Origin of the sequence: Cobetia amphilecti (assembly GCF_020217465.1) — a bacterium.
In the GTDB taxonomy this organism is placed as follows: Bacteria; Pseudomonadota; Gammaproteobacteria; order Pseudomonadales; family Halomonadaceae; genus Cobetia; species Cobetia amphilecti.
On the sequence record NZ_CP084115.1, the window covers coordinates 836,326 to 861,676 of the forward strand.

General features: G+C 63.4%; 28 protein-coding genes. 17 read left to right on the plus strand and 11 right to left on the minus strand.

Going from position 1 to position 25,351, the window contains the following annotated elements:
* Positions 1-33: 33 nt before the first annotated feature.
* From LCW13_RS03535 to LCW13_RS03575, 9 genes are all read right to left on the minus strand, one after another.
* On the minus strand, positions 34-504 hold the full coding sequence (locus LCW13_RS03535; protein ID WP_043332557.1) for a PTS sugar transporter subunit IIA: 471 nt from the start codon (positions 502-504) through the stop codon (positions 34-36).
* Between the two features lie 9 nt (positions 505-513).
* Positions 514-822 carry a ribosome hibernation-promoting factor, HPF/YfiA family gene (hpf, locus tag LCW13_RS03540; RefSeq protein WP_043332555.1) on the minus strand — a complete coding sequence of 103 codons (309 nt, stop codon included), beginning with the start codon at positions 820-822 and terminating at the stop codon, positions 514-516.
* 661 nt (positions 823-1,483) lie between these two features.
* On the minus strand, positions 1,484-2,932 hold the full coding sequence (locus LCW13_RS03545; protein WP_225347605.1) for an RNA polymerase factor sigma-54: 1,449 nt from the start codon (positions 2,930-2,932) through the stop codon (positions 1,484-1,486).
* 233 nt (positions 2,933-3,165) lie between these two features.
* Positions 3,166-3,903 carry an LPS export ABC transporter ATP-binding protein gene (lptB, locus tag LCW13_RS03550; RefSeq protein WP_225347606.1) on the minus strand — a complete coding sequence of 246 codons (738 nt, stop codon included), beginning with the start codon at positions 3,901-3,903 and terminating at the stop codon, positions 3,166-3,168.
* 3 nt (positions 3,904-3,906) lie between these two features.
* A complete protein-coding gene (gene lptA, locus LCW13_RS03555; protein ID WP_225347607.1) occupies positions 3,907-4,485 on the minus strand; it encodes a lipopolysaccharide transport periplasmic protein LptA in 579 nt (192 codons plus the stop codon).
* A gap of 108 nt (positions 4,486-4,593) precedes the next feature.
* Positions 4,594-5,277, minus strand: a complete 684-nt coding sequence (lptC, locus tag LCW13_RS03560) for an LPS export ABC transporter periplasmic protein LptC (protein WP_225347608.1) — start codon at positions 5,275-5,277, stop codon at positions 4,594-4,596.
* Entirely contained in the window at positions 5,277-5,846 is a 570-nt protein-coding gene (locus tag LCW13_RS03565; protein WP_052384400.1) for a KdsC family phosphatase, read from the minus strand. The genes lptC and LCW13_RS03565 overlap by 1 nt, the downstream gene beginning before the upstream one ends.
* A 126-nt stretch (positions 5,847-5,972) precedes the next feature.
* Positions 5,973-7,040, minus strand: coding sequence for a KpsF/GutQ family sugar-phosphate isomerase (locus LCW13_RS03570; RefSeq protein ID WP_215823915.1), 1,068 nt, complete (start codon positions 7,038-7,040; stop codon positions 5,973-5,975).
* A 99-nt stretch (positions 7,041-7,139) separates the two neighbouring features.
* Positions 7,140-8,084 (minus strand): calcium/sodium antiporter, encoded by a 945-nt coding sequence (locus tag LCW13_RS03575; RefSeq protein WP_043332549.1) that lies wholly within the window; start codon positions 8,082-8,084, stop codon positions 7,140-7,142.
* A 315-nt stretch (positions 8,085-8,399) separates the two neighbouring features.
* Between LCW13_RS03575 and LCW13_RS03580 the strand changes: the two genes are divergently transcribed.
* The 9 genes from LCW13_RS03580 (at position 8,400) to hisD (ending at position 15,749) form a co-directional block, all read left to right on the plus strand.
* Positions 8,400-9,320 (plus strand): ABC transporter ATP-binding protein, encoded by a 921-nt coding sequence (locus tag LCW13_RS03580; protein WP_082388135.1) that lies wholly within the window; start codon positions 8,400-8,402, stop codon positions 9,318-9,320.
* Entirely contained in the window at positions 9,317-10,117 is an 801-nt protein-coding gene (gene mlaE, locus LCW13_RS03585) for a lipid asymmetry maintenance ABC transporter permease subunit MlaE (protein WP_043332547.1), read from the plus strand. The genes LCW13_RS03580 and mlaE overlap by 4 nt, the downstream gene beginning before the upstream one ends.
* Complete coding sequence (gene mlaD, locus LCW13_RS03590) at positions 10,117-10,581, plus strand: outer membrane lipid asymmetry maintenance protein MlaD (protein WP_043332545.1); 465 nt, start codon at positions 10,117-10,119, stop codon at positions 10,579-10,581. The genes mlaE and mlaD overlap by 1 nt, the downstream gene beginning before the upstream one ends.
* Before the next feature lie 139 nt (positions 10,582-10,720).
* The gene (locus tag LCW13_RS03595) at positions 10,721-11,383 is read left to right on the plus strand and encodes an MlaC/ttg2D family ABC transporter substrate-binding protein (RefSeq protein ID WP_043332543.1); all 663 of its coding nucleotides are present in this window, start codon (positions 10,721-10,723) and stop codon (positions 11,381-11,383) included.
* A 14-nt stretch (positions 11,384-11,397) separates the two neighbouring features.
* Positions 11,398-11,769: an STAS domain-containing protein gene (locus tag LCW13_RS03600; protein ID WP_166019174.1), complete on the plus strand. Its 372-nt coding sequence runs from the start codon at positions 11,398-11,400 to the stop codon at positions 11,767-11,769.
* Positions 11,770-11,992: 223 nt separating this feature from the next.
* Positions 11,993-12,247: a BolA family protein gene (locus tag LCW13_RS03605; RefSeq protein WP_043332541.1), complete on the plus strand. Its 255-nt coding sequence runs from the start codon at positions 11,993-11,995 to the stop codon at positions 12,245-12,247.
* A 12-nt stretch (positions 12,248-12,259) separates the two neighbouring features.
* Complete coding sequence (murA, locus tag LCW13_RS03610) at positions 12,260-13,525, plus strand: UDP-N-acetylglucosamine 1-carboxyvinyltransferase (protein WP_043332539.1); 1,266 nt, start codon at positions 12,260-12,262, stop codon at positions 13,523-13,525.
* An 83-nt stretch (positions 13,526-13,608) separates the two neighbouring features.
* Positions 13,609-14,253, plus strand: coding sequence for an ATP phosphoribosyltransferase (hisG, locus tag LCW13_RS03615; RefSeq protein WP_131431369.1), 645 nt, complete (start codon positions 13,609-13,611; stop codon positions 14,251-14,253).
* 191 nt (positions 14,254-14,444) lie between these two features.
* Positions 14,445-15,749 (plus strand): histidinol dehydrogenase, encoded by a 1,305-nt coding sequence (gene hisD, locus LCW13_RS03620; protein WP_225347609.1) that lies wholly within the window; start codon positions 14,445-14,447, stop codon positions 15,747-15,749.
* Positions 15,750-15,858: 109 nt separating this feature from the next.
* On the opposite strand, the gene LCW13_RS03625 is transcribed toward hisD, so the two are convergent.
* Positions 15,859-17,175, minus strand: coding sequence for a S1C family serine protease (locus LCW13_RS03625; protein ID WP_213113422.1), 1,317 nt, complete (start codon positions 17,173-17,175; stop codon positions 15,859-15,861).
* A 186-nt stretch (positions 17,176-17,361) separates the two neighbouring features.
* Between LCW13_RS03625 and LCW13_RS03630 the strand changes: the two genes are divergently transcribed.
* Complete coding sequence (locus LCW13_RS03630) at positions 17,362-18,129, plus strand: Nif3-like dinuclear metal center hexameric protein (protein ID WP_279837038.1); 768 nt, start codon at positions 17,362-17,364, stop codon at positions 18,127-18,129.
* Positions 18,130-18,217: 88 nt separating this feature from the next.
* On the opposite strand, the gene LCW13_RS03635 is transcribed toward LCW13_RS03630, so the two are convergent.
* The gene (locus tag LCW13_RS03635; protein WP_107335417.1) at positions 18,218-18,670 is read right to left on the minus strand and encodes a YhcB family protein; all 453 of its coding nucleotides are present in this window, start codon (positions 18,668-18,670) and stop codon (positions 18,218-18,220) included.
* Positions 18,671-19,254: 584 nt separating this feature from the next.
* Here LCW13_RS03635 and zapE point away from each other — a divergent pair.
* The 7 genes from zapE (at position 19,255) to sspA (ending at position 25,222) form a co-directional block, all read left to right on the plus strand.
* A complete protein-coding gene (gene zapE, locus LCW13_RS03640) occupies positions 19,255-20,412 on the plus strand; it encodes a cell division protein ZapE (RefSeq protein WP_225347610.1) in 1,158 nt (385 codons plus the stop codon).
* 251 nt (positions 20,413-20,663) lie between these two features.
* Entirely contained in the window at positions 20,664-21,092 is a 429-nt protein-coding gene (gene rplM / locus LCW13_RS03645) for a 50S ribosomal protein L13 (protein WP_043332524.1), read from the plus strand.
* A 13-nt stretch (positions 21,093-21,105) separates the two neighbouring features.
* Positions 21,106-21,495, plus strand: coding sequence for a 30S ribosomal protein S9 (rpsI, locus tag LCW13_RS03650; protein WP_043332522.1), 390 nt, complete (start codon positions 21,106-21,108; stop codon positions 21,493-21,495).
* Between the two features lie 217 nt (positions 21,496-21,712).
* Positions 21,713-22,309 carry a ubiquinol-cytochrome c reductase iron-sulfur subunit gene (gene petA / locus LCW13_RS03655; protein WP_043332520.1) on the plus strand — a complete coding sequence of 199 codons (597 nt, stop codon included), beginning with the start codon at positions 21,713-21,715 and terminating at the stop codon, positions 22,307-22,309.
* Positions 22,309-23,571, plus strand: a complete 1,263-nt coding sequence (locus LCW13_RS03660; RefSeq protein WP_107335416.1) for a cytochrome b — start codon at positions 22,309-22,311, stop codon at positions 23,569-23,571. The genes petA and LCW13_RS03660 overlap by 1 nt, the downstream gene beginning before the upstream one ends.
* An 8-nt stretch (positions 23,572-23,579) precedes the next feature.
* Entirely contained in the window at positions 23,580-24,380 is an 801-nt protein-coding gene (locus LCW13_RS03665) for a cytochrome c1 (protein ID WP_225347611.1), read from the plus strand.
* Positions 24,381-24,595: 215 nt separating this feature from the next.
* Complete coding sequence (gene sspA, locus LCW13_RS03670; protein WP_043332516.1) at positions 24,596-25,222, plus strand: stringent starvation protein SspA; 627 nt, start codon at positions 24,596-24,598, stop codon at positions 25,220-25,222.
* The last annotated feature ends 129 nt before the right edge of the window (positions 25,223-25,351 follow it).

Below are 25,351 nucleotides of genomic sequence, written 5' to 3' on the forward strand. Positions count from 1 at the left end.
GACGAAAGCCCGGACGATGTCCGGGCCTGTCATTCAGCGCGCCGGTAATTCGGCGATGGCTTGGGTCAATGCCTCAAAGAGTGCACGCTGGCTGTCTGCCTGGCGCAGGGCCGAGCGATTGGTCGGGGAATTGAGCAATTCCGCAACCTGCCCGAGCAGCGTCAGATGGGTCTCATCCGCTTCCTCAGGCACCAGCAGCACGAACAGCAGATCGATGGGCTCTCCGTCGATGGCATCGAAGTCGATGGGTTCACCGAGCTTCAGAAACGCAGCGATTGGCGTCTTGCAATGCGGGCTGCGTGCATGGGGCACGGCCACACCGTGGCCAATGCCGGTCGACCCCAGTCTTTCGCGCCCGATCAGGCGCGAGAAGACTTCCTGGCTATCCAGGCTGGGAATGTTCTGTGCGATGAAGGTGCTGAAGAATTCAAGCACCCGCTTCTTGCTCCCCCCGGGGACACCGTACAGCGTGCGCTCGGGGGGAAGGATCTGATCAAGTGTCATGGCTGAAGGTCAACGGGTCCCGGTGCCCTGAGAGCGAGCCTGGGACTTTTCCTTGTGTTTGACCAGCTGGCGATCCAGCTTGTCGGCGAGCGCGTCGATGGCAGCGTACATGTTGGGGTCTTCTGCCAGGGCGTGGAGGTCAGCGCCTGCCGCGTGCAAGGTGCAGGCAGCCTGCTGGCGCTCCTTCTCGATCGACAGTGTCACCTGAACATTGGTGATGTTGTCGTAATGCCGTTCGAGGCGAGCGAGCTTCTCGTTGACATAATCGCGGAGAGGATCGGTAAGTTCCACATGATGCCCGGTGATATTCACTTGCATGGACACGCTCCTTTATCCAGCGGGTTGCCATTCAATTGTAACCCTTTTTGACTACGAGCAAACCCTGATCGGACGCTCTGCAACAGGCTTGACGGCCACCGTCTGGCGATGTTTTCGCACCCTTGCCAGTGGCATCAGATGTCGTGAGCGTCTGTACCGACAATGCCCAAGCTTTGCGCAAAGATCAACGCTGCGCTGCATCGTGGCTCAGTGCTTGTCTTCAACTCAGTGAGGGGTATCGGAGTGGACTTCAAGGGCACGTCTGGTGGGTGGTGCGTGAAAGACGCGCAAGAAGGCGGGTTTTCGTCGCCAATCCCTGCATGTACGTCGCCTTTCAGGCGCTTCGATTGCGTGGAGCAAGCGGCGTTCCGGGGGGGGGCTCCGGGTGTCATCCAGGTGCAATGCGCGCAAAAGTGACTTTAAAAACATGCGATTGACGGTGAATGACGCTGCCGGAACGGCGGCTTTTTACCGTCATCCTGCGCGCCGTCATGGCCAATGACGGGCAATTGATGAGCGGTTGACGGCATGACAGAGCGCGCGACAGGCGTACCGCTACCCGCGAAGTCAGAGGCTGATGAGCGGAAAATCCAGCGCTTGAGGTTGGCGGCGGCTGCCATTGTGGAGGTGAAAGCAGGGCATGGCAGCCGCAGGTGACGCGTCAGGCCAGACGCTTGCGCTCGCTGGAGGAGGGGATGCCCATCGCTTCGCGATACTTGGCCACGGTACGGCGTGCGACCTCGATGCCATCGCTGGCGAGCAGATCGACCAGCCGCGAGTCGGAGAGAGGCTTGCGGGCCGGCTCTTCCGCGATCAGCTTGCGGATGCGGGCACGAATGGCGGTGCTTGAGTGGGCGTCGCCACTGCCGCTGCCACCGACCTGGCTCGAGAAGAAGAACTTGAGCTCGAAGACGCCGCGCGGGGTGTGGATGTACTTCTGGGTCGTGACCCGCGAGATGGTCGATTCGTGCATCTCGACCACTTCGGCGATGTTGGCCAGAATCAGCGGCTTCATGCCTTCCTCGCCTTGTTCGAGGAAGTCGATCTGGCGCGTCATGATCTCGCGGCCGACCTTGAGCAGGGTGTCATTGCGCGATGACAGGCTCTTCATCAGCCAGCGCGCTTCCTGCAGGTTGTCCTTGAGGAAGGTGTTGTCGGCGGACTTGTCGGCACGCTTGATCAGGGCGGCGTATTCCGGCTGGATGCGCAGCTTGGGTAGCGCTTCCGGGTTGAGCTCGACCTGCCAGCCGTGGCGTGTATGGCGTACCAGCAGATCAGGGATCACGTAATCGCTGGCGGGCTCGCCCCAGGCGGATGCCGGACGCGGATCGAGCGCGCGCACCAGGCGGATGACGTGATCCAGCTCGTCATCGTCAAGGCTCAGGCGGCGCTTGAGCAGCTTGCGGTCATCGTTGCCCAGTGCCTCGAGGAATTGACGTACCAGGCGGCGCGCCTGCGCCAGCAGCGGCAGATCATCCGGCAGCAGTGCCAGTTGCAGCAGCAGGCATTCGCGCAGATCACGAGCGAAGACGCCGGTCGGGTCGAACTGCTGCAGACGCAGCAATACCTGCTCGAGCTCGGAGGCCTTGAGGCCGGGCAGGCCCTGGCCGCGCAGGCCATCGACCAGCTCGTCGAGTGACAGGCTCAAGTAGCCTGCTCCGTCGACGGCATCGATCAGGCTCTCCGCCATCTGGCGTTCACGGCCATCGAGGTCGGTCATCGCCAGCTGCCAGCGCAGGTGGTCCTGCAGGCTCTCGACGCTGGTATTGCGATCGAAGTCCGGCCCTTCTTCACTCCCGCTGCCACTGCCGGAGCTGGTCAGGCTACCGGCGTGGTCCTGGTAGAGGTCCGACCAGTCACTGTCGAGGGGGTATTCCTCGGGAATCTCGCTCGAGGAGTCGGCAGTGGAGATCTCGCTCGAATCCTGTGTCTCGACGACATCCAGCGACTCGTAGTCCTCGTCGAGCTCCAACATGGGGTTGGACTCGAGGGCTTGCTGAATCTCCTGACGCAGGTCGAGCGTCGACAGCTGCAGCAGCTGGATCGCTTGCTGGAGCTGCGGCGTCATGGTCAGCGAGGTGCCGAGGCGGAGTTGCAGGGTGGGTTTCATGGAGTCAGTCAATTCACGGCAAAGGAACGTGCTTACTACGCTATACCGTGACTCGGGGCACTGACAAGTGGTTGTCGTGAATATTCAAGCAACTTGCATGCCATGTTTCCACCAAGGTGGTATGGACGTCATGCATGCGTCTGATGTCAGACATGAAAAAGCCGCTACGCGATAAAATCACGCAGCGGCTTTTGAAGCTTTCGCCTCCGGTGGGCTCAGCGCATCCGCTGACCCTAGAGCGTGAACTCGTGGCCCAGGTAGACGTCGCGCACCTGCTGGTTGGCCAGGATGGAGTCCGCATCACCGTGGGCGATGATCTGGCCATCGCCGACGATATAGGCGGTGTCACAGATATCGAGCGTCTCGCGCACGTTGTGGTCGGTGATCAGCACGCCGATGCCACGATCGCGCAGTTGGCGCACGATGCTCTTGATCTCGCCCACCGAGATGGGGTCGACGCCGGCGAAGGGCTCATCGAGCAGCACGAAGTCCGGCTCGGTGGCCAGTGCACGGGCGATCTCGACCCGACGACGCTCCCCGCCGGACAGGCTCATGCCGGCACTGGCGCGGATATGCGTGATGCTGAATTCCTCGAGCAACTCTTCAAGGCGTGCCTTGCGGCCATTGCGATCCAGGTCCTTGCGGGTCTCCAGAATCGCCATGATGTTGTCGGCCACCGACAGCTTGCGGAAGATCGACGCCTCCTGCGGCAGATAGCCGATGCCGGCGCGTGCGCGCTGATGCATGGCGGCAGCGGAGAGGTCCTTGTCATCGATGGAGACGTTGCCGGCATCGGCGCGCACCAGCCCGACGATCATGTAGAACGAGGTCGTCTTGCCGGCGCCGTTGGGGCCCAGCAGGCCGACGATGTCGCCCTGGCGGATCTCCAGCGAGATGTCCTTGACCACCTTGCGGCCCTTGTAGGCCTTGGCCAGATGGCGAGCGCTCAGCGTACGCGGAGTAGCAGTCATGACTCAGTTTTCCTTGCTGGCATTGGCGCCGCGCGGCGTCAGAGTCATGTGCACGCGACCGCCTTCGGTCTGCTGTGCCGTCTTGCTGTTGTTGGCGTTCACCTGGCGCTTGTCGAGGAAGTACTCCACGTAGCCGCCTTCGAAGGTGTCATCGCCTTTCTCGAGACGCGCGTTGCCGACCAGCTCCACGCGGCGCTCCAGCGCATGGTAGCGGATGGTGTCGGCCCAGCCCTTGACCAGCTTCTCGTCGGGAGCGGGCTGCTGTTCCAGGTAGGCACGTTTGCCGGTGGCCTTGACCAGCGAGATCTCGCCGCTGCCGGCACGGCTGATATCGACGCGACTGGCATCGAGTTTCATGCTGCCCTGGCGCATCTCCACCTGGCCGGTGTAGGTGGCGGTACCGGCCTTGTCATCAAGCGACAGGGCGTCCGCGGCGATGTTGATCGGCTGGCTGGCATCGCTGTCCAGCGCCATGGCGGCCGGGGCGAAGGTGGACATGCCCAGTGCCAGGCAGAGCGCCATGACACCGCTGTTGAGGGTCTGGCGACAGGCCGTCAAGGGCTTGCGAGTCGTGGAAGTCATGGTGGCTCCTTGGCATGACGGGGTCGCCGCCCGAGCAATGATGCCATCGAGCGGCAGAGAAGAAGGTGGTGCGGCGCGGGTCATGGCGTGACGGCCAGCCCGGCGGGTTCATTCACCGCTGGCAGGCGCTGCCTCGAAGGTGCTGTTGACGCGCCCATCATCGGTGGTGGTGCTGTCGGCGCCCGAGTCGATGCGCTCGGCTTCCTTGCTGGCCTCGCTCTGGCCTGTGCCGGGTTGCAGGACGCTGCGAACACGGCCCTGCAGCACGGCGGAATCCTGTGAGAGGTCGGCGCTGAAGCTGTCGCTTTCGACATGCTGGCCATTCTGGGTGATCACGACCGGCACGTCACTCCAGGCGCGATTCTGATCACGGCTGTAGTGCAGGACATCGGTATCCAGGGTCCAGCGGTCATCGGGCTGGCGCAGTCTGGCATTGCCCTCGAGGGTGAAGGTGTCGCCGCCGGCGCTCAACACGCCACTGTCACCCGTGGCATACCAGCGGCGGTCTTCACTGTCGTTGGTGCGAATCTTCGGGGTCTGCGCCCGGGTCACGTCATCGCCTGGCGTGTGCTCGATATGCGGCGAGGTCATGGACTGGATCGCCACGCCGCGCGCATCGAAGCGTGTCATGTCTGCCCCGTCGAGATAGTAATCCGGCTCACTGCTGTCGACCTCGACATTGACGGTCGATTCCAGGCTGTTGCGCTGCTCGATCAGCGCCAGCACGCCACCGACGAGCAGCAACAGCAGCATCAGCCAGAGACGCGGAGAAGGGCGGGGCAGACGTAACATCAGGGACGCGACTCCTGCAGGTAGGTATCCAGCACCGAGGCCCAGTGGCCCTGTGCCTTGAGCAGCAGATCACAGAGCTCGCGCACGGCGCCATCGCCACCCTGGCGTGAGGTGACCCAGTTGGCCTCGCTCATCACGTAGGCCATGGCGTTGGGCACGCTGACGCCGAGACCGACACGACGAATGGCCTCGCGGTCCGGCAGGTCATCGCCACAATAGGCGACCTCTTCCAGCTCGATCCCGTGCTCGCGGCACAGGTCGGTCAGCGCGACCAGCTTGTCTTCACGGCCCTGGATGACATCCTGAATGCCCAGTTCCTTGGCGCGACGCTCGACCATCGGCGAGCTGCGGCCGGTGATCAGCGCGACGCGAACGCCACTGCGCAGCACCAGCTTGAGGCCATGGCCATCCTGGACATGGAAGGACTTGGTCTCGACACCGTTGGCATCGTAGTGCAGGCGGTTGTCGGTGAGCACGCCATCGACATCCAGCGCCAGAAGACGCACGCGGCGTGCGCGGTCGATGATGTCCTGCGGATATTCTTCGCTCAGGGAATTCGTGTCGCTCATGGTCTTTCTCCTCGCACTCCGTGCATGCTTGACGCTGTCCTGTGAACGGCGCTGATGGGCGTTGAGCGGTGGCGTCTTGCCGGGACGATCTGCCGTCGAACAGAGACAGCGAACGCCCGCGGGAGTTCAGATCACGCCGCTGGCCAGCAGGCCGTGCATATGGATGGCTCCGATGGGGTGCTCATCCTCGTCACAGACTACCAGAACGCTGATGCGGTTTTCTTCCATGATGCGCACCGCTTCGGCGGCCAGCATGCTGGCGCGCACGGTCTTGCCGCCACGGGTCATGACATCATCGACCTTCAGCGCGCGCAGATCGCCATGCTGGTCGAGGGTGCGGCGCAGGTCACCATCGGTATAGACGCCGACCAGGTGGTCGTCATCATCGATCACGCAGGTGAAGCCCATGCCCTGACGCGTGATCTCGAGCAGCGCATCGCGCAGCGGGCTGCCGAGTGCCACGCGCGGCAGGGCATCGCCGTGGTGCATCACGTCCTGAACCCGCAGCAGCAGGCGTCGGCCCAGGCTGCCACCCGGGTGGGAAAGCGCGAATTCCTCGGCAGTGAAGCCGCGGGCCTCCAGCAGTGCCACCGCCAGGGCGTCGCCCATCACCAGCGCGGCGGTGGTCGAGGCGGTGGGTGCCAGATTCAGCGGGCAGGCTTCCTGGGCGACGCTGGTGTCCAGATGCGCCTCGGCGTCACGCGCCAGGGTCGAGCCGGGCTTGCCGGTCATCGAGACCAGCGGGGTGCCCATGCGCTTCAATAGCGGCAGCAGCGCCGTGACCTCGGCGGTCTCCCCGGAGTTGGACAGCGCCAGCACCACATCGGCCGGCGTGATCATGCCCAGATCGCCATGGCTGGCTTCACCGGGATGGACGAAGAAGGCCGGCGTGCCGGTGCTGGCCAGGGTGGCGGCGATCTTGCTGGCGACATGGCCGGATTTGCCCATGCCGGTCACGATGACGCGGCCCTTGGTGGCCAGCATCAGCTGACAGGCGCGGTCGAAGTCGTCATCGAGATGGCTTTCGAGCGCGGCGATGGCCGCTTCCTCAATGGCGAAGGTACGGCGGGCGCTGGCGCGAAAATCCGCCTGGCTGGCCGGAGTCTCATCGGCGGCGGACTGGCTGGCGGCGGTCTGACTTGAAGCAGAGGCGCCAGGCGCGGTGGCGTGCGGGGTGCTGGAAGGCTCGGTCATGATCGAATTGTTGCCTGTGGTTGGCCAGGGCTCAAACCGCGCGGAAAGGGCGTGTCATCCCGCGCGGCGGCGTGGCAAACGATGATGAAGACGCTGCCGTCAGCGAGTCAGGCTGATGGCAAGCCAGGCCGTGTAGGCCAGATAGCAGGCGAGCAGGATAACACCTGGGCCGCGGCCGATGCGCCCACGGCGCTGCCAGATGAGCAGCGCGGCCAGCAGCAGCGTCAGCCCCAGCATCACCGGATAGTCACGGCTGATGGCGCTGCCATCCACCGGGCCCGGCGCCAGCAGGCCCGGCACGGGCAGCACGGCGAGGATGTTGAACAGGTTGGAACCGATGACGTTGCCGATGGCGATGTCGTGATGGCGCTTGAGGGCGCTGGCCACGCTGGCGGCCAGTTCCGGCAGGCTGGTGCCGATGGCGATCACGGTCAGGCCGATGATCAATTCCGGCACGCCGAGTGCCTGGGCGATGTCGGTCGCTCCCCACACCAGCGCACGCGAGCTGGCGATCAGCACCGCCAGCCCGACCAGCAGCCAGAAGATGGCGCGTCCGGTGCTCATCTCGGGCACGTCATCCTGGCTTTCCGCCTCGCTCGGCGAATCGACCTTGAACAGCCACACCAGCGTGAAGACCAGCAGGGCCAGCAACAGGATGCCATCGAGACGCTCGAGCCCGCTGTTGGACAGCGCATAACCGCCCAGCGCCGTGGCCGCCAGCAGCAGCGGAAGCTCGCGGCGCACCAGCCCGAAATGCACCGGAATCGGGGCGATCAACGCCGTGACGCCGAGCACCAGGCCGATATTGGCGATGTTGGAGCCCAGCGCATTGCCGGTCGCGATATCCGGAGTGCCATCAAGAGAGGCCATGATGGAGACGACGATCTCGGGGGCAGAGGTGCCGACGGAGACGATCGTCATCCCGATCAGCAGCTTGCTCATCCCGGCGCGCCACGCAGTGGCCGCGGCTCCTTCGACGAAGCGATCAGCACTCCAGACAAGACCAATCAGGCCGATGACGACTGCAAGGATGGGATATAGCATCAGAACTCTCGGGGCAGGGGGCAGGGCGGTGGCGTATCGCCGGGAACCGCGCCATTAAACGCATCCCCCCAATCCTTTGCAAGACAGTGGCCATGTTCCCATTGTCGAGCCTCTTGCCGAGCGCTTTGTTGAGCGCGTCACCACCCGCGGCACGGCTCTGTTGCCTTGATGAGACTGGCGGCACAGGGGTGGGTTCGGATACGATGTTCGCTAACTAACTTGATCCTTGGATCCCATGACTCGGACATTCGACCTGTTCGCGAGCCGACTGCGTGTGGCTCGTTACGGCGAAGGTCCCTCACAGCGGATGCTTCTATGACTGATTTGCCCGGTCAGACCGCAACCCGGACGGGTGCGGACGGCCAGGATGCGCAGGCTTCTTCACGCGGCGCGGCAGGCGAGATCAATCTCGATGACGCCCTGATTCGTGTCGAAGGCCTGCGGTTCACCCGTGGAGAACGCGAGATATTCTCCGGCATCGACCTCAAGATCCCGCGCGGCAAGATAACCGCCATCATGGGGCCTTCCGGTACCGGCAAGACGACACTGCTCAAGTTGATCGGCGGCCAGTTGACGCCCTCGGCAGGGCGCGTCGAGATCGCCGGCTTGCACGTGCATGGCCTGTCGCGGCGCGAGCTGTTTCGCATGCGCCGTCGCATGGGCATGCTGTTTCAGAGCGGTGCCCTGTTCTCCGATCTGAGCGTGTTCGAGAACGTCGCCTTCCCGCTGCGCGTCCACACCGATCTCCCCGATGCGATGATTCGTGACATCGTGCTGATCAAGCTCGAGTCCGTCGGGCTGCGCGGCGCGCGTGAATTGATGCCGGCCGAACTCTCCGGCGGCATGACGCGGCGTGTGGCACTGGCGCGAGCCATCGCGCTGGACCCGGACCTCATCATGTACGACGAGCCCTTTGCCGGGCAGGACCCCATCTCGATGGGCGTGCTGGTCAATCTGATCCGGCGCCTCAACGATGCGCTGGGCATGACGGCGCTGGTGGTCTCGCACGACATCAAGGAAACGCTGACCATCGCCGATTACGTCTATGTGATCGCCGATGGCAAGGTGATGGCGCAGGGCACCCCCGAGGCGCTGAACGCCGAATCGGACCCGCGTGTGGCCCAGTTCATCCACGGCAAGCCGGATGGCCCGGTGCCCTTCCATTACCCCGCCCCGGACTTCGCCGGCGACATTCTCGATGGTCGCGAATCGGCAACCCGCAGGAGAGAGTCATGAGTGGTCTGAATCGTGGCCCGCTCGGGGCCATCACGTCACTGGGCCGCAGCAGCATCGATGTGATCGCGGCCATCGGGCGTGCCGGCATGCTGCTGGTGCAGGCCGGCATCGGCATTCCGTCCCGTGAGGGCATCGGCCTGTGGGTGCGGCAGATGCACTTCGTCGGTGTGCTGTCGCTGGCCATCGTGCTGGTCTCGGGGCTGTTCATCGGCATGGTGCTGGCACTGCAGGGCTACACCATTCTGGTCGGTTTCGGCGCCGAGGAGGCGCTGGGGCAGATGGTGTCGCTGTCACTGCTGCGCGAGCTGGCGCCTGTGGTCGCGGCCTTGCTGTTTGCCGGGCGCGCGGGATCGGCGCTGACGGCGGAGATCGGCCTGATGAAGGCGACCGAGCAGTTGACCAGCATGGAGATGATCGGCGTCGATCCGCTCAAGCGCATCGTCGCGCCGCGCCTGTGGGCCGGTTTCGTCTCGCTGCCACTGCTGACCATCGGCTTCAGTGTCGTCGGCATCTGGGGCGGCAAGCTGGTGGGGGTCGACTGGCTGGGCATCTACGAGGGCGCCTACTGGAGCAGCATGCAGTCGAACGTCGATTTCATCGGTGATGTCATGAATGGCGTCATCAAGTCACTGGTCTTCGGGCTGGTGGTCAGCTGGATCGCCGTCTTCCAGGGCTATGACCTGATCCCGACCTCGGAAGGCATTTCGCGCGCCACCACGCGTACCGTGGTTTATTCATCTTTGGCGGTGCTGGGACTCGACTTTGTCCTCACGGCCGTCATGTTCGGAGAGATTTGATGAAACGTACCCGCATGCTCGAGTTCGGCGTGGGCCTGTTCATACTCGCTGGTTTCCTGGGAATGGTCTTCCTGGGACTACGTGTCAGCGGCGTCACGTTCCAGCAGGCCGATGACACCTTCGTGCTCAATGCCAACTTCTCAGGGATCGGAAGCCTCAAGGCGCGGTCAAAGGTCACGATGGCAGGTGTTGCCGTCGGCAGCGTCGAGAAGATCGAGCTGGACCCTAAGTGGTTTGACGCCCGTGTCACGATGAAGCTCGACAGCAGCCTGCGTGGCAAGCTGAGCAAGGACACCACCGCCGCCATCCTGACGTCCGGCCTGCTGGGCGAGCAGTACATCGGCCTGAGCACCGGGGGAGATCCGGACGTGCTGGAGGATGGCGATACCATTCGCGATACCCAGTCTGCACTGGTGCTGGAAGAGTTGATCCAGCAGTTCGTGTCCAATTTTTCGAAGAGCTGATTCTCGTAGCGTTGATTCTGGATGCGCTGTTCATCCAAGTGCAGGCATCCGGCGCACGCGTGTGATGCACCGGAAGACCTGACTCGGTGCCTGCGGTTTCACGTTCGAGCACGATGCACATTTTCAAGGAGCAACCCTGATGACCTCTAGCCTCAAGAAGCTGATTCGTCCGTTGAGCGTGCTGAGCCTGTCCGCCCTGATGGCGCTGAGCCCGCTGGCCATGGCCGCCCCGCAGGAGCCGGACGTGCTGCTGCGCGACACGGTCGAGGGCCTGACGACCAAGATCGATAGCCGCGAGAGCTACTACAAGGACAACGTCGACGAGCTGGAAACCCTGGTGGATTCCGCGCTGAAGCCGGTGGTGGATTATCGCTACATCGCCGCCAGCGTGATGGGCAAGTACTTCAAGGGCGCCTCTCCTGAGCAGCGCACCGAATTCTCCAAGGTCTTCCATGACACCCTGATCGGCACCTACGCCAAGGGTCTGGTGAGCTTCGATTACGCCAGGTTGGACGTGAAGGACAGCGAAGGCGAGCGTCGCTATGAAGACCAGGACACCGTCTACATGGACGTGGTCGATACCAAGGGCAAGGTCTACCCGGTGGCCTATTCCATGCGTCTGCGCAACGACGAGTGGAAGGTGGTCAACGTGATCGTCAATGGCGTCAATCTGGGCCTGACCTTCCGCAACCAGTTCGATCAGGCCATGCGTGACAACGGCCGCGACATCGACGCCGTCATCAAGGGCTGGCAGCCGGATGTCGACCTCGAGAAGGGTGAGGGGGATCAGGGCAACAGCTGAGCCCTGTCGTCGCCATGACCATGAAAACTCTCTTCGATCGCGAGGGCGTCACGCTGCAAGCCGGTGACGCACGGCTGAGCCTGAGTGGCCAGCCGGATTTCGACAATGCCGCAGAGCTGGCGGATTCCGGCAGGAAATGGCTGGGGCGCCGCGAGGATGGGGTTTCCATCGATCTGTGCGGCGTGGATAGCGCCAGTACCGCCACCCTGAGCGTACTGCTCGAGTGGCAGCGCCATCTGGCGGAGCATGGTGGGCATGTCGCTCACCTCGCGCTGTCTCCCGCATTGAGCCGACTGGCGGCAGTCTCCGGACTGGAAAACCTGCTGCCGGGGCTGAATGTCGCTGAGATCAGCGCCGAGCCCCCGCTGTCACTCGAGACGTCCTGAGTCAGCGGCGGCCTGACCGTCTGTCAGGCCGCACCGCTCTGCTGGAGGCTCGAGGCTTGTCCGTATCGCCATTCATGCGCGCGGCAACGTGGAGGCAGCGATTGACTGCCAATCGCGTTCCCGCGCGCTTTTGATTACCATGTGCGGTCATATCGCATCGATCGTCGCGCAAGGATTCCCTGCCACGATCCCGACATGTACCGCGAAGGAGTCACCGCCCGTCATGCAACCGAATGATGTCAAGGCCCTGCTCGAGGCTCGTATCGAGAACGTCGATTTTCATATCCAGGGTGAAGGCTGCAATTTCCAGGTCGTCGCCGTGGGGGATGTCTTTGCCGAGCTGAGCCGCGTCAAGGCCCAGCAGCTGGTCTACTCCGCACTCAATGACGAGATCCGCTCTGGCGCGCTGCATGCCATCAGCATTCGTACCTATACCCCGGCGCAGTTCGAAGCTGCCGCCGGCAACGCTCAGGGTTGACCGGAACATTTCATGGATAAGCTGATCATCACTGGCAACGGGCCGGTCAACGGGGAAGTCTGGGCCAGTGGCGCCAAGAATTCGGCACTGCCCATTCTGGCAGCCACGCTGCTGTCGGAAGGTCCCGTGACCATCAGCAACCTGCCGCATCTGCAGGACATCACGACCAGCCTCGAGCTGCTCGGACGCATGGGCGTCGAGCCGGTGATGGGCGACAACATGACCGTGCAGCTGGATGGCTCCAAGGTCGAGCATTGTCACGCGCCCTATGACCTGGTCAAGAAGATGCGTGCCTCGATTCTGGTGCTGGGCCCGCTGCTGGCGCACTTCGGCAGTGCCGAAGTCTCGCTGCCGGGAGGCTGCGCCATCGGCTCGCGTCCGGTGGATCTGCACATCCGTGGCCTGGAGGCGATGGGGGCCGAGATCACGGTCGAGAACGGCTACATCCGCGCCAAGGCGCCGGGTGGCCGCCTGAAGGGCGCGCGCATCGTCTTTGACGTCGTGACCGTCACCGGCACCGAGAACCTGCTGATGGCCGCGACCCTGGCCGACGGCCGCACCGTGCTGGAAAACGCCGCGCGTGAGCCGGAAGTCGTCGATCTGGCCGAGTGCCTGATCGCCATGGGCGCCAGGATCACGGGCCAGGGCTCCGACACCATCGTCATCGACGGTGTCGAGAAGCTGCACGGCTGTGAATACTCCGTCATGCCGGACCGCATCGAGACCGGCACCTTCCTGGTCGCGGCGGCTGCCTCGCGCGGCAAGGTGCGTGTCACGCGTACGCGCGCCGACACCCTGGACGCCGTACTGGCCAAGCTGGAAGAAGCCGGCGCCACCATCACCACCGGTGATGACTGGATCGAGCTTGACATGCACGGCAAGCGGCCGAAGGCGGTCAATATTCGCACGGCGCCGTACCCGGCATTCCCCACCGACATGCAGGCCCAGTTCGTGGCGATGAATGCGGTCGCGGAAGGCACCAGCACCGTGATCGAGACCATCTTCGAGAACCGCTTCATGCACGTGCAGGAGCTCAACCGCATGGGCGCCCACATCGCCCTCGAGGGCAACACCGCGGTCGTGACCGGCACCGAGCGCCTGTCCGGTGCGCCGGTGATGGCGACGGACCTGCGCGCCTCTGCCTCGCTGGTAATCGCGGCGATCGTCGCCGACGGCGAGACCATGGTCGACCGCATCTATCACATCGACCGCGGTTACGAGTGCATCGAAGAGAAGCTGTCCGGGCTGAACGTGATCATCCGTCGCTCCGCCGGCTGATCAGTGCCCCACCTCGCGCTGCCGGCCTTGATTGACCGGCAGCGCGTGCCGAATTCCTACGTACAAGCACGGGCGAATACCCCATGAGCAAGCAACTGGTCGTCGCCCTCTCCAAGGGGCGTATCCTCAAGGAAACCCTGCCGCTGCTGGCTGACGCTGGCATCGAGCCGCTGGAAGATCTCGACAAGAGCCGCAAGCTGCTCTTCGATACCAATCTGCCGGACGTCAAGCTGGTCATCATCCGTGCCACCGACGTGCCGACCTACGTGCAGCTGGGCGCCGCCGATCTCGGCATCGCCGGCAAGGACGTGCTGCTCGAGCATGGTGCCGAAGGCCTGTACGAGCCGCTGGACCTGGAAATCGCCAAGTGTCGCCTGATGACCGCCGGTGTCGTCGGTCAGCAGCAGCAGGGCGCTCGCCGCCGTGTCGCGACCAAGTTCGTCGATGTCGCGCGTCGCTATTACGCCGAGCAGGGCATCCAGGCCGAAGTCATCAAGCTTTACGGCGCGATGGAACTGGCCCCGCTGATGAATCTGGCCGACGAGATCGTCGATATCGTCGACACCGGCAACACCCTGCGTGCCAACGGCATGGAGCCGCGTGAGCTGATCACCGACATCAGCACGCGTCTGGTGGTCAACAAGGCCGCCATGACCATGAAGCACGATCGCCTCAAGCCGCTGATCGATCGCCTGCGTCAGGCCGTGGAAGTCCGCCGCGAGGCGTGATGGCCGCGTGCTGTCGGCATCGACCCGATGGATACCCAAGGTCGCATAGATGACCGTGGCAGAAGATGACTCTCGAAACGCCAGCTGCCGCCCCTGCTCGTCACGATGCTTATCAAGATGATGCGGGCAGGCGCTGGACGGAGCCCGTCCGGTTCAGCCTTCTCTGCCAAGCAATGAGAAAAGAGGTTCGCATGGATACCTTGATCAACCGGCTTGATAGCCGTGATACCGATTTTACTGCCCGCCTGGACCGCTTGCTGTCATGGGAGGGCGTGTCCGATGCCGAGGTACAGCATCGTGTCACCGACATCCTCGCGCGCGTCAAGCAGGAAGGCGATGCGGCGCTGGTGGAGTTCTCCAACCGCTTCGACCGCCTGAATGTCTCGAGCATGGCCGAGCTGGTCATCGGTGCCGAGCGTCTGGCCCAGGCCTATGCCGACCTGCCGGCGGATCAGCGCGAGGCGCTGGCCGTGGCTGCCGAGCGTGTGCGTGTCTATCACGAGCATCAGAAGCCGGAAAGCTGGTCCTTCAAGGACGAGCACGGCAGCCTGCTGGGCCAGAAGGTCACGCCGCTGGACCGCGCCGGGATCTACGTGCCGGGCGGCAAGGCGGCCTATCCGTCTTCCGTGCTGATGAACGCGATTCCGGCGCATGTCGCGGGCGTGCGCGAGATCATCATGGTCGTGCCGACGCCGGACGGCGTGGTCAATGAGCTGGTGCTGGCCGCGGCGCACCTGGCGGGTATCGATCGTGTCTTCACCATCGGCGGCGCCCAGGCCGTGGCAGCGCTGGCCTACGGCACCGAGTCCGTGCCGCGCGTCGACAAGATCGTCGGTCCCGGCAACATCTACGTGGCGACTGCCAAGCGTGCGGTGTTCGGTCAGGTCGGTATCGACATGATCGCCGGGCCGTCCGAGATTCTGGTGGTCAGCGATGGCGTGACCGACCCGGACTGGCTGGCGATGGACCTGTTCTCCCAGGCCGAGCACGACGAAGATGCTCAGGCGATCCTGATCGGGTGGGATGACGAGCACCTGGCCGCCGTCGAGGCCGCCATCGAGCGTCTGGCGCCGACCATGGAGCGTGCCGAGATCATCCTGACCTCGCTGCGTGAGCGCGGTGCCCTGATTCGCGTCAGCGGACCGGAGCAGGCACTGGAGCTGACCAACCGCATCGCGCCGGAGCACCTGGAGCTTTCGGTAGCGAATCCCGAGGAGTGGGTCGAGGGCGTGCGTCACGCCGGTGCCATCTTCATGGGTTCGCACACCTCCGAGGCGCTGGGCGATTACTGCGCCGGGCCGAATCACGTGCTGCCGACCTCCGGCACCGCGCGCTTCTCCTCGCCGCTGGGCGTCTATGACTTCCAGAAGCGCTCCTCGCTGATCCAGTGCTCGCCAGAGGGCGCGTCGGTGCTTGGGCGTACTGCCTCGGTACTGGCGCGTGGCGAGTCACTGACGGCGCACGCGCGCAGTGCCGAGAATCGCATTCTCGACTGAGCCTGAGCCTTGTCTGGTCAGTGAAAAAAGCCCCGCGACGGATGCCGTCGCGGGGCTTTTTGTCATCATGGGGCGGGGTCTGCCCAAGGCGCTGCGCCGATGTTCCGGCTCAGCCCTTGTCCTGCAGGGACGGCTCGACGGCCGCCGGCGTGTTGTCGGGAATCGGGCGCTCGCCGACCTTGACGTCGATGTCCAGCGTCTTGCCGTCACGCAGCAGGCGCAACTCCAGCGCATTGCCGGGTTTGACGGCGGCGATGTCGGCCATCGCCAGGCGAGCATCCAGCAGGCGCTTGCCGCCGATGGCGGTCAGGATATCGCCCGGGCGCAGGCCGGCACGCGCGGCAGGGCCGTCACGCAGCACGGCGGCCACCACCACACCTTGCGGGGCGCTCAGGCCGAAGGAGTGCGCCAGCGACGGCGTCAGCTCCTGCACTTCCAGGCCCAGCCAGCCTCGAATCACGCGCCCGTGGTCGACCAGTGACTCGAGGATGTCGCGCGCCAGGTTGGCGGGGATGGCGAAGCCGATGCCCTGCGAACCGCCGGAGCGCGAATAGATGGCGGTATTGATGCCGACCAGTGAGCCGTCGGTGTTGATCAGCGCGCCGCCGGAATTGCCGGGGTTGATCGCGGCATCGGTCTGGATGAAGTCTTCATAGGCGTTCAGACCAAGATGGTTACGTCCGGTGGCCGAGATGATGCCCATGGTGACCGTCTGGCCGACCCCGAAGGGGTTGCCGATCGCCAGCGAGACATCGCCGACGTGGACCTGGGTGGAATCGGCGATCGCCACGGTGGGCAGGTTGTCGAGGTCGATCTTGAGCGCTGCAAGGTCGGATTCCGGGTCCACACCCACGACCTTGGCGAACGTCTCGCGGCCATCGCGCAGGGCGACCTGAATCTGGTCGGCGCCCTGGATGACGTGGTTGTTGGTCAGGATATAGCCGTCACTGGAGAGAATGACCCCAGAGCCCAGGCTCGACAGCATGCGCTGGCTGCGCAGGGCGTCTTCCCCGTAGAACTGGTTGAAGAAGGGGTCGGACATCAGCGGATGCTTGCTGTCGTCCTTGATCTCGCGCGAGGAGTAGATGTTGACCACCGCCGGGGCGGCGGCGTCCACCGCGGCCTGATAGCTGGCCGGGCCGCTGTTGCGCTGCAGCGGCGGTGCTTCACGCAGTACCGGGTCTGCCGACTCCTCGCGCTGCGCCGCTGACAGCGTCAGGCTCGGAGGTGGCAGCACCTGCTGATTGGCGGCAGAGTTCTGAGATGGGCTCGGGTAGGGGGTGTTGCCGGCCTGCTCGTTCTGCTGCGGGGCGGGCTCGCCCAGACCCAGCGTCGGAAAGCGATCCAGCACGACGACGGCCAGCAGGACGCCGGTGACGACGGGCCACAGTAGCGGGAGCAGTGTGCTGCGAAGAGAACGGGGCATCGGATTACCTGATAAAAATTCCGCGCACCGACGCGATGCTGCGGACATGAAGATGAATAGCCTGAAGATCCACGTGCCACGCGAAGGGATGGCCCCGGTCAAGGCGCGACACGCTTACATGGCGCCGATGCGCCGTTACAATGCTCGCCAGTGTAACACTCGATGACTCTGACTGCTGGAGGCCCAATGGCTGATCGTGACACGCTGATGAAGGCGCTGGATGGCTGTCTGGAGGCGCAGGCCTTCAAGGACTATACCGTCAATGGCTTGCAGGTGGAGGGGCGCCGTGAGGTGCGCCGCGTGATGACCGGCGTGACGGCCAGTCAGGCGCTGCTTGATGAGGCGCTCGCCTGGCAGGCCGACCTGGTGCTGGTGCATCACGGCTACTTCTGGAAGAACGAGCCGGCCCAGATCACCGGCATGAAGCGTCGGCGCCTCAAGACCTTGCTGGCCAATGACATCAATCTGGCGGCCTATCACCTGCCGTTGGATGCGCATCCGACACTTGGCAACAATGCTCAGCTGGCCGAGCGTCTGGGGCTGGTCAGTGAAGACTGTCTGGATGGCGTGCCCGGGCGTGGTCTGGTGCATGTCGGGCGTCTGGCCGCTGAGGTGGAAGGGCTGGACAGCACCGCGCTGGGGGCCGAGTTCAGCCGGCGTCTCGGGCGTGAGGTGCTGGTCGTGGCCGGCCATGATCGCCCCATCAAGCGCATTGCCTGGTGCACCGGCGGCGCTCAGGACTATATCGGTCTGGCCATCGAGGCCGGTGTCGATGCCTTCCTCTCGGGCGAGATCTCCGAGCGCACCACCCATAGCGCCCGCGAAGAGGGAGTGACCTACTTCGCGGCGGGCCATCATGCGACCGAGCGTGACGGTGTGCGGGCCCTCGGCGAGTGGCTGGCCGCCGAGCATGGTGTAGAGCACCGCTTCGTGGATATCGACAATCCGGCGTGACAACTGATGCCGGAAACGACAACGGCCACCTCGAGAGGTGGCCGTTGTCGTTTTCAGATGCCGTGAGAGGTTCACGACAGCAGGGCGATCAGATACGCGGCGGGTTGGCAGCCGGTGTCTCGCCTTCACTCGGTTGCGGCTTGAGGCCGAAGTCCTCTGACAGGGTGCCACGGTTGTCGGCGTAATCACGCGGCAGGTCGACCTTGTCGGTCTCGCTGTCGTCCGGCGTGGTGTCAGTGTCCAGCAGGCGGCGCTTGAGCTGGCTGTCATCGCACAGCGCGGTGGCGCCAGTGGCCAGATGCTGGCGCAGCTCATTGCCGGCGCGCTGGATCTGGTCGGTCAGGTCGCTGGCCTTGGAGAAGTGGTCGTTGAGGGCATCGCGGAACTGGGTCAGCTCCAGCTCGCGCTCAGCCAGCTTCTGGCGGGTCTTCTGGTTGCGGGCCACGTTGGCATTCAGCAGGTGGTAGCACAAGGCGCCGATACCGATGCCAGCCAGAAAACAGGCAATGGCCAGGATCCAGTCAATGTTGCTCTCGTTCACGTCGCTCTCCTTGTGTCACGACTGCGGTGATCGTCACCGCTGGGGCATGGTAGCGCTGAGATACGATGCCGGTATTCAATGATGTTCCATCACGCCGATCTCGGGATCGGTCTGGTGTCCAGCAGGTCGGCGCCGCTTGCCGCCGTCCTTCTTGCGTCAGTCTTGCGTGTCTCTTTCTTTGCGCTGCCCTTCTTTGCGCTGCCTTTCTTTGCGCTGTCTTTCGTGGCTCTGTCCTTCTTGCCTCAGTCTTTCGTGCCGCTTGCGTTTCAAAAGCGTCCACGCGCCATTATATCGGTGTGGTGCAGCGATGCGTCAATTCACGCGGCGCGCGACCTTGGTCGCCTGTCGGCGTAGCCGGCGGGGTGTGGGCGGGTACCAGCCAATGCCTTGCGCGTGATGCGCGCGGCGAAAGTCACGTCGCGCAGCCGATTGCTGGCCGGTGAGTGGGTAAAGTGGCCATCAAGGCGTATAATGCCGCGCAATTTCGTCCTTGCCTGCCCGCCGTGTCGGGTCAGGCGTGATCTTGTTCCTTTCATGTCAGGCGTGCGCCAGTGCGTGGCGCCTGACCTGCAGCGGGTTTCTCAATGCCAGCACCGACGCCTCTCGAGAAGTACCAGGCAGACCTCAAGCGTGATGACTTTGCCTACGATGCCGCCCAGGAAGATGCGGTCCGCCATCTGCAGCGTCTCTACGACGACCTCGTGCGCGCGCCGCGCCAGACGCCCGACAAGGTGTCCGACGCGACGGGTGGCGGCGGGCTGGGCTCCAAGGTGCGTCGTCTGTTCGGCAAGCCGTCACGCACGGCGCCTGTCGATGAAGCGCCCGAGATCATGGGGCTCTACTTCTGGGGCGGCGTGGGGCGCGGCAAGACCTATCTCGTCGATACCTTCTACGAGAGCCTGCCGTTTGCCGACAAGATGCGCACGCACTTCCACCGTTTCATGCAGCGTGTCCACAATGAACTCGGCCACTACAAGGGCGAGAAGAACCCGCTGACTCTGGTGGCGGCCAAGTTCGCCGTCGAGGCGCGCGTGATCTGCTTTGACGAATTCTTCGTCAAGGACATCACCGATGCGATGATTCTCGCCACCCTGTTCGAAGAGCTGTTCAAGCAGGGCGTGGTGCTGGTCGCGACCTCCAATATCGTGCCGGATGACCTCTACAAGGACGGCCTGCAGCGGGCGCGCTTCCTGCCGGCGATCGACCTGGTCAAGCGTCACTGCACGGTGGTCAACGTCGATTCCGGCATCGACTACCGCCTGCGCGCACTGGAGCACGCCGAGCTCTTCCATAGCCCGCTGGGCGACGACAGTGCCGCGCGGCTGGCGCGGGAATTCCGCTCCATCGCCGGTGCCGAAGGCCATGCCGATGAAGGTCTGAGCATCAATCACCGCGTGCTGCACGCCCTGCGTCGTCATGAGGACGTGGTGTGGTTCCACTTCGATGAGCTGTGTGATGGCCCGCGTAGCCAGAATGACTACATCGAGCTGGCGCGTGAGTTCCACACCGTGCTGGTGTCCGAGGTGCCGCAGATGGGGCGCGACAGCGACGACCAGGTGCGTCGTTTCATCAACATGGTCGATGAGTTCTATGACCGTGGCGTCAAGCTGCTGATGAGCGCCGCGACGCCCGTCGAGGACCTCTATACCGGCGGCAACCTGGATTTCGAATTCCAGCGCACGCTGTCACGTCTGCAGGAAATGCAATCGCGTGAGTATCTCGCGCTGCCGCACAAGCCGTGAGACCTGCTGCGAGGGCAAAATAGCCTTTGTGGTAGGCGGGCATGGCATGTACAATGCGCGCTCGCTCGAACTGTTGACCGGTTCTCGAGCCATCCTGAGTCATTCACTCCTGATGGGCGAGGGCAGTCTGGAGATGAGAGGACAGTGACTGCGCAAGCAGCACGCCGCTCGCTGCCAGACGTCGGACAACCAAGAAAAATAGGGATTGGTCGCGCACACAAGTGCAAGACCCGACTATAGGTGATTCATCCATGAAGACGTTTACTGCTAAGCCGCAGTCCGTCCAGCGTGACTGGTTCGTCGTCGACGCAGCCGGCAAGACGCTGGGCCGTATGGCTACCGAAATTGCTCGTCGCCTGCGCGGCAAGCATAAAGCCGAGTACACTCCGCACGTTGATACTGGCGATTACATCGTCGTCATCAATGCCGAGAAAGTCGCTGTGACAGGTCGCAAGGCAGAAGCCAAGACCTACTACCGTCACACCGGTTACCCGGGCGGCCTGCGCTCCATGAACTTCAACCAGATGATCGAGCACAAGCCTGAGCGCGTGATCGAACTGGCTGTCAAGGGCATGCTGCCGAAGGGCCCGCTGGGTCGTGCCATGCAGTCCAAGCTGAAAGTCTATGCTGGCTCCGAGCATCCGCACGCTGCGCAGCAGCCGCAAGAACTGAACATCTGAGGGAAGCATCGCCATGACACAGCAGCACTACGGTACCGGGCGCCGCAAGACTTCTACCGCGCGCGTCTTCCTGAAGCCGGGCACCGGCAAAATCACCGTCAACCAGCGTGACCTGAACGACTACTTCGGTCGTGTGACAGGCCGCATGGTTGTCCGTCAGCCGCTCGAGCTGACCGAAACTACCGAACAGTTCGACGTCTACGTCACTGTTGCTGGTGGTGGTGGTTCTGCTCAAGCCGGCGCTATCCGTCACGGCATCACTCGTGCCCTGATGGCTTACAACGAAGACTTCCGTCCGGCCCTTCGCGCCGCCGGTTACGTCACTCGTGACGCCCGTGAAGTCGAGCGTAAGAAAGTCGGCCTGCGCAAGGCCCGTCGTCGTCCGCAGTTCTCCAAGCGTTAAGAGAACTCGCGTCGACCACAAGAACGTCCAGTGCCCGCAAGGGTGCTGGACGTTTTTTTTGCGGTCTCGCTGCACGATTGACGAAAGCGGCTTTGGTCAAGGTGGCTTTCTTGAGTTGTGAGCGCTCTGTTCTTGCCCTTTAATACAAGCAAGCATCAAGTGCTCGGCAAGTGGATGGCCCAGCATCAAGCGGTAGTGTTTGGGAGATAACAATAAAATGTCAGATCAAGCTGTGAACCGAGGGCGACGCCGCTTCCTCGTCAGCGCAACCACCGTGGTCGGGGCGGTAGGGGTGGTCGGTATCGCAACGCCCTTCCTGGCGTCCTGGCAGCCAAGTGCGCGTGCCCGTGCGGCAGGCGCGCCTGTCACGGCGGATATCTCGCGGCTGGCACCCGGCCAGCAGATGACCATCGAGTGGCGCGGCAAGCCGGTGTGGGTGGTGCGTCGCACCCCCGAGATGATTGCCGATATCCGCGCCATCCCCCCCGCAGAGCTGCAGGACCCCGAGTCACTGCGCCCCCAGCAACCCCCTTATGTCGATGCCGTGTTGCGCTCCATCAAGCCGGAATATGTGGTGTTGGTGGGTATCTGCACGCACCTGGGCTGCTCGCCTGGCTATCGTCCCGAGATCGGAGCGGCGGATCTCGGTGCGGACTGGCCGGGCGGCTATCTGTGTGCCTGTCATGGGTCCAAGTTCGATCTCGCCGGGCGAGTCTTCACCGGGGTGCCGGCGCCTTCGAATCTGGAGGTGCCGCCGCATCGCTACGAGAGTGAGCAGGTGCTGGTGGTGGGTGTCGACGAGGAGGCTGCCTGATGGGGAATCCAAACCGTGCCAAGGCGCCACGCGGCATCATGCGCTGGATCGATGACCGCCTGCCGGCCACCCAGTTTCTGCAGGACCATCTGACCGGCTACTACGCGCCGAAGAACTTCAACTTCTTCTACTTCTTCGGCTCGCTGGCCTTGCTGGTGCTGGTCAATCAGATATTGACCGGCATCTGGCTGACGATGAGCTATACGCCGAGTGCCGAGGAGGCCTTTGCCTCCATCGAGTACATCATGCGCGATGTGGAGTACGGCTGGCTGATCCGCTACATGCATTCCACCGGTGCCTCGGCCTTCTTCGTGGTCATCTATCTGCACATGTTCCGTGGCCTGCTGTATGGCTCCTACCGTGCGCCTCGCGAGCTGGTATGGATCTTCGGCATGTGCATCTATCTGGCGCTGATGGCCGAGGCCTTCATGGGCTATCTGCTGCCCTGGGGGCAGATGTCCTACTGGGGGGCGCAGGTGATCATCTCGCTGTTCACGGCGATTCCGGTCATCGGGGCAGACCTGGCGCAGATGATACGTGGCGACTACCTGATCTCGGGAATCACCCTGAACCGCTTCTTTGCGCTGCATGTCATTGCCTTGCCGCTGGTGATCGTCGGGCTGGTGGTGCTGCATCTGGTGGCGCTGCACGAGGTGGGCTCGAACAATCCCGATGGCATCGAGATCAAGGACCGGAAGGATGAGGCGGGGCAGCCGCTGGATGGCATTCCCTTCCATCCCTATTACACGGTGAAGGACCTCGTCGGCGTCGGTGTCTTCCTGTTCGTGTTCTGTGCGGTGATCTTCTACTTCCCCGAAGGCGGCGGCTACTTCCTGGAGACGCCGAACTTCGAGCCGGCCAATTCGCTCAAGACGCCCGAGCACATCGCGCCGGTGTGGTACTTCACGCCGTTCTACGCCATGTTGCGCGCGGTCAATTATCCGCTGTTCGGCGTGGATGCCAAGTTCTGGGGCGTGGTGGTCATGGGGCTGGCGATCGCCATCCTGTTCGTGCTGCCGTGGCTGGATCGCTCGGCGGTGCGCTCGATCCGCTACAAGGGCTGGCTGTCGCGTATCGCCATCGTCATCTTCGTGGTCAGTTTCGTGACGCTGGGCGTGCTGGGGGTGATGCCGCCCACGCAGGAGCGCACGATCATCGCGCAGCTGGCGACCGTGGCATATTTCGCCTTCTTCATACTGATGCCGCTGTATACGCGCTTCGAGACGACGCGAGCGGTGCCTGACAGGGTGACGGGCCGATGAGCGCGCTGATGGGTGGGTCAAGGGAGTGGCTCAAACGCGGGCTGGCAGCAGGGTTGCTGGCCGTAGTGAGCCTGATGGGGTCGGGCATGGTGAGCGCGGCGAGCAGCGCGGTGCCGCTGGAGACGATGGAGCCGGATCTACACGATCAGCCCTCGTTGCAGCGAGGCATGCAGCTTTACACCAATTACTGCCTCGGCTGTCATAGTCTGCAGTATCAGCGTTACTCGCGTGCCGCAGAGGACCTGGGGATGCCCGAGGACCTGGTCGAGCAATATCTGATTCTCTCGCCAGCGCTCAAGATCAATGACACCATGCGCACGGGCATGCAGAAAGATGACGCGGCCGGCTGGTTCGGCACGCCGCCACCGGATCTGTCGCTCGAGGCGCGTCTGCGCGGCACGGACTGGATCTACACCTATCTGAAGAGCTTCTATCGCGATGCGTCACGACCGTGGGGCGTGAACAATGCGGTCTTCCCCCAGGTCGGCATGCCGCATGTGCTGGAATCGCTGCAGGGCGTGCAGGAAAAGGTCTGTGGACAGAGTGACCTGGCGGTGGCGGGGGCGGAGATCGATCCCGACACGGGGCGTTATGCCTCCTGTGATATCCTAGAGATCACCCAGCCTGGCAGCATGACGGCAGGGGAGTTTGATCAAGCGATGTGGGATCTGACCAATTTTCTGGCCTATGTCGGCGAGCCTTCGCGACTCAAGGCTGAGAGCATGGCCCCCAAGGTGTTAATATTCATTCTGATCTTTACCTTGCTGGCGTATCTTCTCAAGAAGGAATACTGGCGCGACATTCATTGATGGCCCCCGGGGCGGGGTCTCAGTGATAATGGCGAGCCGGCAGTGACGGGCGCGCGGCTGATCAGTCGCGCGCCCGCTTGCGTCGCCTTGAGGTGGCGCAGGCTGACCCTCTGGCAGGGCCCGTTGTGACAAGGGCAGGCCAGAGGAAACTTATCCCCGTTTGTCAGGCCAAAAGCTGACACGGGCATGTCTCGAACAGATGCGAGGACAGTTTCATGGGTGTTGTGGCCAAGCGTTCATCGATGACCTTCTACTCCGGTGGTGACGACCACTTCAGCCACCGTGTACGGATCGTGCTGGCCGAGAAGGGTGTGGCAGTCGATATCATTGATGTGGATGATGACAGCCGTCCGGCCGAGCTGGCCGACCTGAACCCGTACAACAGTGTGCCGACGCTGCTGGATCGCGACCTGGTGCTCTACGAGTCCAAGGTCATGATGGAATATCTGGACGAGCGTTTCCCGCATCCGCCGCTGTTGCCGGTGTATCCGGTGGCGCGCGCCCAGAGCCGTCTGTGGATGCATCGCATCGAGCGCGAATGGGTGCCGATGATGGAAACCATCCAGACAGGCACCAAGAAGGAAGCCGACAAGGCGCGCAAGGAATTGCGTGAAAGCCTGATCGGCATTTCCCCGATCTTCGACGACATGCCGTTCTTCATGAGCGACGAGTTCTCGCTGGTGGACACCTGCATTGCCCCGATCCTGTGGCGCTTGCCGACACTGGGAATCGAGCTGCCGGAGAAGCAGGTCAAGCCGCTGCTGACCTACATGGAGCGGTTGTTCGGGCGTGATGCCTTCAAGGCGTCGCTGTCCGAGGCCGAGCGCGAGATGCGCATCTGATCCGTGCGTGATCCTTCGGTCGCTGATCGATCGGTCACGCATTCGGGCTTTCGTCCTCGCTCATCAGTCTGTGGATGATGGATGTGAGCGATGTGCGGGGCGTTGGCCCGTTGGCGGAATGGACTTCGG